The sequence below is a fragment of the Empedobacter sp. UBA6745 genome (assembly GCF_002453775.1).
Lineage (GTDB): Bacteria > Bacteroidota > Bacteroidia > Flavobacteriales > Weeksellaceae > Empedobacter > Empedobacter falsenii_C.
On sequence record NZ_DKHL01000024.1, the window covers coordinates 1 to 12,772 of the forward strand.

The window sequence follows — 12,772 nt, forward strand, 5'->3', positions numbered from 1 at the left end:
TTTTTTAAACCACACAACTAAATAATATGGATTTACATTCTGGATTACCTTTTTGGATTGTTAAAAACGAATTTTTCGACTTATATCATCCTCTTCGCAAAAATTATAAAATAGATGTTGCCATCATAGGATCTGGAATTACAGGGGCTTTAGTTGCGCACGAATTATGTGAAGCAGGTATAGAATGCGCTCTTATCGATAAACGAACAATTTCCACAGGAAGTTCTGCAGCAAGTACTGCTCAATTACAATACGAAATTGATACCCCATTAAGTAAATTAATAAATATTGTTCCCGAAAAAATTGCTATTGATGCTTATTTCAATTGCTTGGAATCTATTACAGATATAGAAAATATATTCAAAAAAACTAATATTGATGCTGATTTCACACGTGTTCCTACAGTTTTATTAGCGAGTAATCAGCAAGGTGTAAAATTGTTAGACGAAGAATATGCAATAAGAACAGAAGTCGGTTTGCCTGTGAAGTATTTAGATGCTAAGCAATTGAAAACTTATCAAAATATTGATGGAATTGCAGCATTGCAAAATGATACTTCTGCTCAGATGGATGCATATAAAGGCGCTATCAATTTATTAAAGTATCATCAAGAAAAACATCAATTACAGATTTTTACCCATACAAAAGTGGAAAAAATAGACGAAAATAAGAACAATTGCGAACTATTGACGGAGCATGGACATACTATTTCTTGCAAGTATGTAATTGTTGCAACTGGTTTTGAAGCTGGTCAATTTCTACCTAAAAAAGTAATGAATTTATTATCTACTTACGCGATTTGTTCGGCTCCCATTGATGAAAAAATGGTTTGGCCAAATCGTAGCTTAATATGGGAGACAGCAGAACCTTATCTTTATATGCGAACAACAAAAGATAATCGATTGATCGTTGGTGGTGAAGATGAAGATTTTCAAAATCCTGATAAAAGAGATGATTTACTTCGAACAAAAATCAAAACTCTTGAACGTAAATTTAGTCGATTATATCCAGAAATTGAATTCAATACCGAAATGGCTTGGTGCGGAACTTTTAGCTCCACAAATGATGGTTTACCTTATATGGGACCATGGAAAAAAGGTGACCGAACATTATTTGCATTAGGTTATGGAGGAAATGGGATTACTTTTTCGATGGTTGCAGCTCAAGTTTTAAAAAATATTATTCTTAACCAAAAAGATAGTCGCTTAGAAACCTTTGGTTTTGATCGACCAACTAAATAATAAAAAAATAAATTTTATAACTACTATCAGAAAGAATATCTAATCTAATTGGATGGTAAATATTAAATAAATATAATTATGAAAAAGAAAACGAAACAAAATATAGCTCGTTATAGCCTAGGTGCTTTTTTAGTGGTAGCGGGTATTACCCATTTAACAATTGCGAGAAAAGAGTTTAAAGCTCAAGTTCCTAATTGGGTGCCCTTAGATAAAGATGACACCGTTGTATATTCAGGGATTTCCGAAATTGCTTTAGGAAGCGCTGTTATTTTAGCTCCAAAAGAAAAAAAAGAGTTTGTTGGAAAAATAACAGCTGTTTTTTTCGCTGCTGTATTTCCTGGAAATTGGGCTCAATATAAAAATCATAGAAATGGATTTGGTCTAGATACGGATCAAAAGCGTTTAGCAAGATTATTTTTACAACCATTATTCATGTTTTGGGCAATCAAATCAACTCAAAAATAACCATCATTCGAAATTTAAACCCTCAAGAATTATTAGTTAGATGGATTAAAATTGAAGTAATATAACACTTATGTTTTTTTTTCCTTCTTCTCCATCATGTCATAAAACCTGTTACTCGTAGAAAAGCACAAATTAAGCTTACAAAAAAAACGAATATTTTGTAGGTAATCTAAAATTGATCAGACATCTATATCATAGTTTGCTCTAACAACTTTTTCTCCAAAGTTTTTATCCTTTGGATCATGTGTATATAGCAATTCTCCTGAATTCTTATCAAAAATTAAACTACTACTACTGATAACATAAAAATAAAGAGAATAACACGAAACAACCTCTTTAGAAGCAATCTATAATGATTAATCATTAATGAATATAAATAAGAAAATATACATAGAATTGAGTAGAATATTTGATGGATTTGAAATAAATTTAGATGATAAAATAATTCACGATGGATAAATTGTCATGTTTAAATAGCATTCATGCGAATGATAAGGGTGTCAGTGCGGTAAGTATTTTCAAAGGAGAGTCAAGTAATGTAACATCAATTCAATTATTGGAAAATAATATTTTAAAAGAGCATACCACAAAAATAGCTGCGCTGCTTTTATGTGTTACTGGAAAAGTGGTGTATTCTGATGAAAATGACCAAACAATAGAGTTAAGCTCTAGTGATTATATAACTATCGAACCTAATGTTATACATAAGTTAGAGGCTTTAGAAAATAGTCAATTGATTTTAGTGAAATAAGGTCATAGAAAAGAACACGATGATGTTGTAAATAACAAACTCGTATAAAATCTTAAACCCAAATGTTGTTATCTTAACAAATATGCACGAATTACATTTATTATTAATCTTTCATTTAATAGGCGCTACAATATGGGTGGGTGGTCATATTATATTAAGTTTAGTTATTTTACCGCAAGTATGGAAAGAAAAATCGGTAGAAAAGTTATTTTCTTTTGAAAGTAAATACGAACGTATTGGACTACCTGCTTTATTAATCATGGTCATTACAGGGGTAAGAATGTCCTATATTTATACCATCAAAATCAGTAATTGGTTTCATTTCGAAAATCCAATCGAACGTGTTGTCTCGCTAAAACTCATAGGCCTTGCTACGATTGTCTTATTGGCTATAAGCGCTCAGTTTTATGTGCTTCCTCGTCTAAAATCAGATTATTCAAAACTTCCTCTGATGACATTTCATATCATAGCCGTAACAACTATTAGTATACTGATGTTAATTTTAGGTAGTTTTGTACGATATGGAGGGATTTAATTAAATTATTGGTAAATAGAATCTCAATCTGTTGTTATTTTGAGATATAGAGTAATACTCTTCTTTTTTCATATCAGTTCTATGTATCTCTGTGGTAGTAATTCTTTTCTGTAATTCTGAATACGGGCTTTGAATCTCTCAACTTTCAGAATTACATCCTCAAAACTTATTACGTAGAACTTAAATCATTTTCAGAAATAAATTTTGTCATTCTGACTTTAACATTAAAACTTATTTCTAAAAACTCAAATTAACTTATCGTTATAAATTTCTTTTCAAATAAAACGAATTTAATATTACGTTAGTTTTGCTGTTTTACACACATGAAAAAACAAATTTCATTTATTTTAATTCTTCTCTTTTCTATATTGAATGCACAACAAAAAGAAATTAAATTAGCCTTTCTTTCTGATATTCATTTTCAAGATTTGTATGGCAACTTTTCGGATAATGATTTTAAAGGAATTATCAATCCGAAAACAGGAAAAGCAACGATCTTGAGAACGATGGAATCTCAATTGCACTCGACAAGGATTTTTAATGAAAACTATTTTGCGTTTATTGCTGCACTAGATGATATTGTTTCTAAAAATATAAAAATTGTAGCAATGCCAGGCGATTTTTCAGATGATGGGCAAGCATATAATCTCAGAGGTTTACATAAAATTTTGGAAGAGTATAAATGCAAATATAACATGAAATTTTACTTAACAACAGGTAATCATGACCCCGTAGGTCCATTTAGGAAAGATGCAGGAAAAGATGACTTTTTAGGAGAGAATGGAAAACCATTTGGAATTTATAGTAAAGAAAAGATAGATGAAAAACCTTCAAAAATTTATACAAAAGACATTGCTGAGTCGGGATATTTAGAAATTTTAAACGAATTGAAAGACTTCGGATTTTATCCGCAAAAAGATGATTTATTTTGGAGTACACCATTTAATAAAAATCTAATTTCCTCTTATTCTTTTGATGATGCTTTAGTAGCAGCCGATTATACTAAAAGGATGTATGAAGTCGAAAAAGGATTTTCGGTTCCTGACCTAAGTTATGTTGTCGAACCGATAAAAGACGTTTGGCTATTGGCCATTGATGGCAATACGTATATTCCAAAGAATTTAAAAGAAAATTCATCTAATCCTTCTAATTATAAAGGTGCAAGTATTGGTTATAACAATGTTTTGACAAACAAAAAACACTTGATAGAATGGGTGAAAAATATTACTGCTGAAGCAAAAAAAAGAAGCAAAACACTAATTGCTTTTACGCACTACCCTATGATTGATTTTAATGATGATGCATCTTCAGAAATAGAAAAATTATTGGGAGATAAAAAATGGCAATTGGAACGTGTTCCACAAGAAGAGGTTGCAAAAGTTTTCTCAGAAGCAGGAATTAAAATTCATTTTGCTGGGCATATGCATATTAATGATACAGGAAGTAGAAAAACAGAAAACGACTTTTTAGTAAATATTCAAGTACCTTCTTTAGCAGCTTACATTCCGGCTTATAAAATTTTGACAATAAAATCAGCTGATAAGATGGAAATTGAAACACAAATCTTAGATGATGTACCTCGTTTTGATGAATTATTTCCATTATATGAAAAAGAATTTTTGGCTTTACAAAAAGACAGCAATAAATTAAGTTGGAACAAAGATATTTTGAAAACGAAATCATACAGAGAATTAATGCTTTTTCATCTAAAAGAATTGGTTCGTTTACGAATGATTCCGAATGATTGGCCTAAAGATTTTATAGAAAAAGGACAAAACTTGAATGGAGAAGATTTACTACTTTTAGGTTACAAAGGAATAAATAGAAAAATAATTCAGTCTAAAAATTTTAAAAAATGGACATTTGATGATTTAATTCTTGATCTCTATAAATTTCAGTCGGCAGATGAATTGGCGAAAAGAGATATTCCAAGAGAGCGATTGGAACAATATAAAGTGCTGGTAGAATTATTTGCAGAGAATCAATCGAAAGATCAATTTATCTTACAATTGAAAATGTTGTTTAAAATACTTTCACATTTATCGAATGGTGAACCTTCAAATCATTTTGAAATTGATTTTAAAGAAAAAAGAATCAAAAATATATAAGCAATAAAAGCTCATTCAACGAAAGACAGCGATAATATTGTGTTTTAATATTACGATTTTAGATTAACGAATAATCCTTGTCAAGGTTTTCAACCTTGACAAGGATTTTATTTCAATACATCTTATATTAAAAAAAGATCATTTACTTTCCTACAACAGGATTTTTTCTTTCGTAAGTATTATCATCGAAACTAATTTTGAAATTAGATTTGAATAATTTACTTGGTTGATAATAATCTGTTGTGATGATTTGAGCACCACTTTTTTTCGCATTTTCAAAACGAGAATAGTCTTCACTTCTAGCTTCCATCGTATCAGCATCTGCTCTTGTGCGGACAATGTAACCTTGTTTTACTAAATTTTTAATTTCATCTGTTTTCTCAGGGTCATTTCTAAATACTATAGCAGATTCTACTGTTCCTGGAGTTGAATTTGTAAAAATCATTCTGTTTTTTAAAGAAGGATGTCCTTTTGTATATAAATCTCGGTTTGCTCCATTATTATCTAATACAAAAATAAATTTCCCTTTCACATCTTTTACTTTAGGCCAATTTCCTTTGGTAATGGCTTCGTTTAAAGTTTTGTAAGAACCCCTTATATCATCTGGAGTGATGATTTTATTTTTTCCTAAATATTTTCTCAATTCATTATCCAAATCATCAAATAATTTTTCTGTGTAATGTTCAGGCTCTGTTTTAAATTCATTTTCTTTGCCATCTTTTGGCTCTAATGTAATAAATACTGGTGTATGATTAGGATTTGCATCAGACCACTTTTTTAAATCTTTCAAACAATCTTCAAGTGTATAATACCATGTCATATAATCGATATCAGTTATATGGATCATTTTATAACCTGGTTTATTCATTTTTTTGTCAGGATCGAAAGGCTGAGTTGTTTTTACAAAATCTAAAATTTTAGGATGCGCATATTTTCCTCCTTTACTATCTGCGTAAACATCAATTTCTAGATTTCGTAAACCTAAATCTAATTGTTGAGGAATTGGAATATGTTCGTACTGAATTCTTGGTAAAAAATTCATAGAATCTCTTTCTGATAAATAGTTATAAACCTCTGGTAATATAGCTTTCTTATAAGAGTTATGCGAACCAATAACTTGAATTTCATTGATTTTTAAATCTTCTAAAGTTTGTGTTTGCGCCAAAGAAAAACTAAAAGGAAGTAAGTATAAACTAAATAAAATGGTCTTTTTCATTGCTCTAATTTTTATAAGAACCGAAATTACATTGTTTATTCTCAAACAATTTTTAGTTATTGTTAAGTCTGTTTTATAGTATTGTAAATTTTCTGTTTGATTTTCAGGAATGTAATCGATTATTTTACCTTATGGTTATGTTTTGATGATTTTAAATTAAAGTGTTTTTAAAGAGTAGAGACTTACTTTGTATTCCGAAAAACAAATCAACAGCTAGCTTAACAAAAACCACTGCTGCGACAACAACAGTGGAATCTAAGTTAAGCATCGTAAATGTGATACTTTACTTAATAATATGTACCATAAAATTAAACATTTTAAACTGAAAAAACTAATTCCTTTGGCATTTGTTTTCTTGTATTGTAACAAGGCGGAAGCAAAGGTTTTGAACGACAATTCTAATTTCGAAATACAAGCAGCAGATGCTACTGTAAAAGGAATTGTACAAGACGAGAATGGATTTGCTGTTTCGGGCGCAAAAGTTATTATCGTAGAAACTGGAAAAGAAGTAATAACAGATGAGAACGGTTTATTTTCTATTGAGGCAGAGGTTGGACAAACTTTAACTGTACAATTAGAAGGATTTACCATTCAGAAAGTTGTAATTGATTCGGCAGAAATGACAATCCATATTTCGAGTGAAACAAGTATTTCTGATGAACATGCTTTACAAGAAGTAACGTTGGTTGGATATGGTTCTCAGAAAAAATCTGATCTAACAGGATCTGTAAGTCAATTAAAATCTGAACAATTTAAAGAAGGAATGAACATTTCTGTGGATAACTTAATCCAAGGAAAAGTAGCTGGTGTTCGTGTTGTGCAAACAAGTGGAGAACCAGGCGCTGGAATGAATGTTTCTATTCGTGGAGTTGGATCTATTCGAAGTGGTAGTACACCTTTATTTGTTGTAGATGGTGTGCCGTTAAGCAATGAAAATGTAAGTTCTGGTGGACCCAATGTTGGTTTAGGAAGTTCAAGCGCAAAAAATCCATTAAACTTTCTAAACACAAGTGATATAGAATCGATAACTGTTCTTAAAGATGCTTCTGCCTCAGCAATCTATGGAGCAAGAGGTTCTAATGGTGTTGTTTTAATTACAACAAAACAAGGAAAAAAAGGTGATGCACTTTTTACGTATGATACTTACTTCGGTGTTTCGAATGTGATTAAAAAATTAGACTTGATGAATGCTGATGAGTATAGAAACGCCGTAGATCCTTCTTACGATCATGGTGGAAATACAGATTGGCAAGATGTATTGTTTCGTTCAGCAACTTCTCAAAATCATGCCTTTTCATTTTCTAAGAAAACGAATACAGGAAGCTACTATGCATCAATTTCTCATATGGATCAAGATGGAATTATTGAAACAAGTAATTTCAGAAGAACTACAGCTCGTTTAAATGCAGAAGAATCTTTCTTAGACAATCAACGTTTAAAAGTTAAGTTCAATTTAACAGCTAGTGATATTAGAGAAACCGGTTTACCAAATGGTTCAAATGCTGGTTCAGATGGACAGTTGGTCATTCATGCCTTAATGGCTAATCCTACACGTTCTGTTTTTGATAAAAATGGTGATTACACAAATTTCAACATGAACGCTCATTATAACCCAATGTATTTATTAAGTAAGTATAATGATCATACAAATACATTTAGAGTTTTAGGAAATGTTGAGGCAACTTTACGTATTCTTCCTGGTTTAAATTATAAATTAAATTACGGTATTGACAAATCAACTTCGGAACGTAATACGACGATGTACCCAAACATTACTGATAGAACGCCGAGAGGAATGTACACACAAAGTAATTTAGAGTCGTTGAGTAATTTAGTTGAGCATTATTTAACTTTTGACAAAACATTCAACAGACACACTATTAATTTATTAGCAGGTTTTTCTTACCAAAAATTTAAATTTTCAGGAACTTATTTTGGCTTGACTAATATTGCAGAACAAGGAAGTGGTGTTGCACCAGAGAATAATCCTGGTTATTCTGGAACTGCATTTATTCCAAGTCCTGGTTACGCACAAGAAAATGAATTACAGTCTTACTTTGGACGTGTAAATTATAACTATGATAGCCGCTATTTATTTACAGCATCTTTACGTGCAGATGGTTCTACTCGTTTTGGAAAAAATAATAAATATGGCTATTTCCCATCTTTAGCAGTTGCTTGGGCCATTAATAAAGAAGAATTTTTAAGAGGTTCTTCTGTTGTAAATGAATTAAAATTAAGAGCAAGTTGGGGACAGACAGGTAACCAAGAAGTTCAGAATAAATTAACGCAAGCGAGTTCGTCATTATCTTCTTCTGCGGGTTATTGGTTATATAATCAAAATGATTTGATTAACGGAGTAATGGTAAACAGAACTGCAAACCCTGATTTGAAATGGGAGGTTGTTGAACAAACAAATTTTGGAGTTGATTTTAGTTTATTCAATAGTAAGTTATATGGGTCGTTAGAATATTATAATAAAACAACTTTAGATCCGATTTTAAATATTCCTTCTGGGCCATTAAGTCCAACGAGTACAGTTTGGCAAAATGTAGATGGAAAAATAGAAAATAAAGGATTTGAATTGACTTTAGGTTCTCAAATTATCGATCAAAAGGATTTTACGTGGTCATTAGATGTAAATGCAGCAACATTATCAAACAAAGTAAAAGACTTACCTGTTTCCGAAATATATTCAGGAGAGATTTCTGGGCCAGGAATGTCAGGTGTTTATGCTAATGTTTATAAAAATGGATACCAAGCAGGATCATTTTATATGCTAAAATATTTAGGAATTGACGAGCAAGGTAAATACATATATGAAGATACTGATGGGAATGGTTCAGTAGGAACTGAAGATAGACAAATTTTCGAAGGTCCACTTCCAAAAGTAACGTACGGGCTTAACAGTTATATGCGTTATAAAAGGTTTGATTTTGCATTCTCTTTTATTGGTCAAGCAGGAGGATATTTAGTCAATAATACTAATCTCAATTTAAATATTAACAATTTAGCATCAGACCGTAACTTGTTAAGAGATTTTTACACTTCTGGAGCAAGTGCTGAAAATTTACCGCAATTATCATCACTTTATTTAGAGAAGTCAGATTTCTTACGTTTAAATAATGTTCGTTTAGGATATAATTTTGGAGTTGAGCAATTAAAATGGGTAAAAAGTTTAAACTTATGTGTAAGCGCTCAAAACTTATGGACAATCACAAATTACAGTGGATATGATCCATTGATTGACACATCAAAAGCTGTATCAGGAAATCAATCATTAGGAATTGATTATGCAACTTACCCATCTGCGAAAACATTTATGGTTGGAGCAACTTTAAAATTTTAATACCAGAATTTATTATCATGAAATTAAAAACAATAAAAATATCTTATCTATTTTTCGCATTACTTTCTGTGAGCATTTTAAGTTGTACAGATTTAGAAGAGCAAGTAGTTGATGAAAGATTAGGATCAGAATCACCAAGTCCAGAAAACGCAATTGCTGCAGCCTATGGACAATTAGGAGACGGAACTTTCGTAGATCACGGAAATGTTTTCGGTTTACAAGAATACTCTACTGATGAAGCAATTTTACCTACACGAGGAAGTGACTGGGGAGATGGTGGAAAATGGAGAGCATTATCTGAGTTTACTTGGGACGCTTCAAATCCTCAAATAAAATCAGCTTGGGATAATTTAAATTTCGGAATAACGAAATCTTTAACCGCCATACAAGCAATAGAGAAAAGTAGTGTTGCTAACAAACAATTATTTTTAGCTGAAGCAAAAGGTTTATTAGTTTTTTATACTTATCATACATTAGACCTATACGGACAGGCTCCTTATAGAGATCCAATGGATGTAAATGCAGAAATTGTAGTAAGAAAAGCTGATGTAGCTATTGATGAATTAATTACAGAAGTAGAAGGTATCATACCAAATTTAGCAAATATTGGAGAGCAATCTACACATATGGGAAGATTCACTAAACAAGCAGCTTATGCTTTATTAGCTGATATGTACATGAACAGAGCTGTTTTAAAAAATAGATACTCCAACACTTTCGATTTTAATGAGAGTGCTGTTAGTGGTGGTGTTTCTGATATGGATAAAGTAATTGAATATTCTTCAAATATAATCAATTCAGGACGTTTTAAGTTAGAATCTAATTTCTTCCGTAATTTTGATATTAGTAATGATGACGGAACAGAATTAATATTTGCGGTAGTACAAAAAGCAACTGCAAATAGTTTAAGAAACAGTTCAAACAGTTTTGCATATATGCCTGTTGAACGTGCACAAAAACCTTCTCCAGACAATAGAGGAACTAATGCTACAGGAACGACACCAGAGTTTTACCACAGTTGGGATGGAAATCATGAAGACCCTCGTTTTCACAGACATTACCAATATGAAGATGGAACTTGGTTTATGAATGATGGAACTGATGTTAGTGTTCCTGCTACAAGTTTAGTAGAAGGTACGGGAAAACCTTGGTTTCATTTTAATAGAGGTATTCAAGCAGGTGTTCAATATGGTCCAACTATTTTAGCGAATGGATCTTTTGAGATGGTAAATGGACGTATAAAAGTAAATCAACTAAAAATGGAAAAAAACACCAATTTACTTGTTAATTTTACTCCAGAATATAACTTTGATAATCCTTTACAAGCTGTACTTTCTCAAAATCAAATTAACAGAGGAGCGCGTGTATTTAAATATGAGTTTGATCCTAGTTTTGGAAACAATGGAAATGGTAGGGTAAATATTTCTTTGTTTCGTTTAGGTGGAATTTATACATTGCGAGCTGAAGCTTATTTCCGTAAAGGAAATACAAGTGCAGCATTAGCAGATATTAACATGTTAAGAACCAGTAGAACAAGAGAAGCATTATTTGGTAATGCGCCAGGTGTTGCAATCACTACTCTTGATGAGGCTACTTTAGTAAAGGAAATCGCTTTCGAAACATATTGGGAATTAGTAAGAAGAAAACAATTAATTCGTTTCGGAAAATTTGAAGAAGCAAGAACTGCAAAATCAGTAACTGCCCCTACAAAAAGAATTTACCCGATTCCGCAAGCAACAATTGATGCTTCTAATGTATTTACACAAAATAAAGGATATTAAAGTAAAATTTTTTATATTATACTTTATTTAGACATTGTATCATAAACTGTGTAAGTATAAAATTCTACTTGGCTAGCCAAGTAGAATTTTTTTATACATCTCATAATAATATAGTTATTAACATATAAATTATTTTTTCCCAAAGACAATACTGTAAGAAAAGCAACTAAAAAGCGTATAATGTCGTAAAAAAATAAAATGCGATTATTAACCAATTCTAATCTTATATCAAAAAAAGTTAGAAGATATTCAGAATTAAGCCAAAAAAAGGAATGTTACTTTTAGTTCAAAATGGAAATTTTTAAATATAAAGAATGTTATTCTTAAAATACTACAAATTAACCAGTTGATCTAGTTGCTTTTGAATTTCTTCATTTTTTATTTTACGATGTGATGCACTGTACACACATTTTCCATCTTTTATTATTAAGATTTGGGGTGACTCATGCTGAACATTGTAACGACGTTCTATCTCATTAGATATTGGTCTATACGTTAATAAATCTAAATAATTCAGTTCAAAATCACTTTCTTTTACAACATCCCAAATGATATCACATAATCCACAAGTTGTACTGTGTTTATAAATAATTTTTGGTTGATTAAAAGATGCTTGATCAATTTGGTCTAAATCATCTAAAGTTGTAATATCTATTTTTTTCATTTTTGTTTCAATTATTTCATCTATAAAATTACATTGAAAAGAAGAAAAAACCTATTCTATTCAATGATTGTATTTCCTTTGTATGTCAAGCCATAGTTAATACTAGATCTAAGATTTTTTTTTATACTTATTATAAAATGTTAAACTTTCAATAAATTCACTCCACCAAAAACACACCTAAATCTTTTAAACTATTGATGAATAAAACACTTAACCCTTTCTGTATATAAAAATAACAGACAATAAAAACCTATTGCTAAATGAACTAGTAGTTGTTATGTTTTTTTCGGTATTTCATGGCTAAATATTTAATCTTAAAAACTGTTTTTAATAATTTCATTTAATTAAGATCTTTTTCAATGTATTTTAATTAAATGAAATAATATCCTTCCTCCTTCTCTCTCCAAAAAATTCCAAACTTCTTCAAAAAATATTTTTAACAAAAAGTTAAATGTTAATGATTTGGCTTGATTTAATTAAATAAACTTAAATTATCATTCGAATAAATATTCATTTTAAAAATATTTTCCTGAATTAATGCGCTACTATGTTATGCATACGTCGTAAAACTACTACATATTCGATTGTAAACGGTTAAAAACGGTTAATTAAAATATCTGTTTCTAATTTAGTCCTAGATAAAAATTAAAATAAATCAATCT

General features: G+C 30.4%; 9 protein-coding genes. 7 read left to right on the top strand and 2 right to left on the bottom strand.

Translation table 11 applies throughout. The features are described 5' to 3' along the window. Positions 1-26: 26 nt before the first annotated feature. From B4H69_RS07430 to B4H69_RS07450, 5 genes are all read left to right on the top strand, one after another. Positions 27-1,241: an NAD(P)/FAD-dependent oxidoreductase gene (locus tag B4H69_RS07430; RefSeq protein WP_291093361.1), complete on the top strand. Its 1,215-nt coding sequence runs from the start codon at positions 27-29 to the stop codon at positions 1,239-1,241. 78 nt (positions 1,242-1,319) lie between these two features. Beyond that, positions 1,320-1,706 (top strand): DoxX family protein, encoded by a 387-nt coding sequence (locus tag B4H69_RS07435; protein ID WP_180906457.1) that lies wholly within the window; start codon positions 1,320-1,322, stop codon positions 1,704-1,706. Positions 1,707-2,157: 451 nt separating this feature from the next. Further along, positions 2,158-2,457, top strand: a complete 300-nt coding sequence (locus B4H69_RS07440; protein WP_180906456.1) for a hypothetical protein — start codon at positions 2,158-2,160, stop codon at positions 2,455-2,457. A gap of 82 nt (positions 2,458-2,539) precedes the next feature. Beyond that, positions 2,540-2,992: a copper resistance protein CopD gene (locus tag B4H69_RS07445; RefSeq protein WP_180906455.1), complete on the top strand. Its 453-nt coding sequence runs from the start codon at positions 2,540-2,542 to the stop codon at positions 2,990-2,992. 323 nt (positions 2,993-3,315) lie between these two features. Then, positions 3,316-5,100 carry a metallophosphoesterase family protein gene (locus B4H69_RS07450; protein WP_180906454.1) on the top strand — a complete coding sequence of 595 codons (1,785 nt, stop codon included), beginning with the start codon at positions 3,316-3,318 and terminating at the stop codon, positions 5,098-5,100. A 142-nt stretch (positions 5,101-5,242) separates the two neighbouring features. Here the strand turns inward: B4H69_RS07450 and B4H69_RS07455 are convergent, their stop codons facing one another. Next, the gene (locus tag B4H69_RS07455) at positions 5,243-6,316 is read right to left on the bottom strand and encodes a phosphatidylinositol-specific phospholipase C1-like protein (RefSeq protein WP_180906453.1); all 1,074 of its coding nucleotides are present in this window, start codon (positions 6,314-6,316) and stop codon (positions 5,243-5,245) included. A gap of 295 nt (positions 6,317-6,611) precedes the next feature. Between B4H69_RS07455 and B4H69_RS07460 the strand changes: the two genes are divergently transcribed. Both B4H69_RS07460 and B4H69_RS07465 read left to right on the top strand, forming a co-directional pair. Then, positions 6,612-9,665: a SusC/RagA family TonB-linked outer membrane protein gene (locus B4H69_RS07460; protein WP_180906452.1), complete on the top strand. Its 3,054-nt coding sequence runs from the start codon at positions 6,612-6,614 to the stop codon at positions 9,663-9,665. A 17-nt stretch (positions 9,666-9,682) separates the two neighbouring features. Further along, positions 9,683-11,446, top strand: coding sequence for a RagB/SusD family nutrient uptake outer membrane protein (locus B4H69_RS07465; RefSeq protein WP_291093366.1), 1,764 nt, complete (start codon positions 9,683-9,685; stop codon positions 11,444-11,446). A gap of 331 nt (positions 11,447-11,777) precedes the next feature. On the opposite strand, the gene ytxJ is transcribed toward B4H69_RS07465, so the two are convergent. Continuing rightward, entirely contained in the window at positions 11,778-12,110 is a 333-nt protein-coding gene (ytxJ, locus tag B4H69_RS07470; RefSeq protein WP_180906450.1) for a bacillithiol system redox-active protein YtxJ, read from the bottom strand. Positions 12,111-12,772 lie beyond the last annotated feature (662 nt).

Coding starts and splice junctions, on each gene's coding strand:
- B4H69_RS07460 (WP_180906452.1), top strand. CDS start 6,612: ATGTACCATAAAATTAAACATTTTAAACTGAAAAAACTAATTCCTTTG.
- B4H69_RS07455 (WP_180906453.1), bottom strand. CDS start 6,316: ATGAAAAAGACCATTTTATTTAGTTTATACTTACTTCCTTTTAGTTTT.
- B4H69_RS07465 (WP_291093366.1), top strand. CDS start 9,683: ATGAAATTAAAAACAATAAAAATATCTTATCTATTTTTCGCATTACTT.
- ytxJ (WP_180906450.1), bottom strand. CDS start 12,110: ATGAAAAAAATAGATATTACAACTTTAGATGATTTAGACCAAATTGAT.
- B4H69_RS07445 (WP_180906455.1), top strand. CDS start 2,540: ATGCACGAATTACATTTATTATTAATCTTTCATTTAATAGGCGCTACA.
- B4H69_RS07440 (WP_180906456.1), top strand. CDS start 2,158: ATGGATAAATTGTCATGTTTAAATAGCATTCATGCGAATGATAAGGGT.
- B4H69_RS07450 (WP_180906454.1), top strand. CDS start 3,316: ATGAAAAAACAAATTTCATTTATTTTAATTCTTCTCTTTTCTATATTG.
- B4H69_RS07435 (WP_180906457.1), top strand. CDS start 1,320: ATGAAAAAGAAAACGAAACAAAATATAGCTCGTTATAGCCTAGGTGCT.
- B4H69_RS07430 (WP_291093361.1), top strand. CDS start 27: ATGGATTTACATTCTGGATTACCTTTTTGGATTGTTAAAAACGAATTT.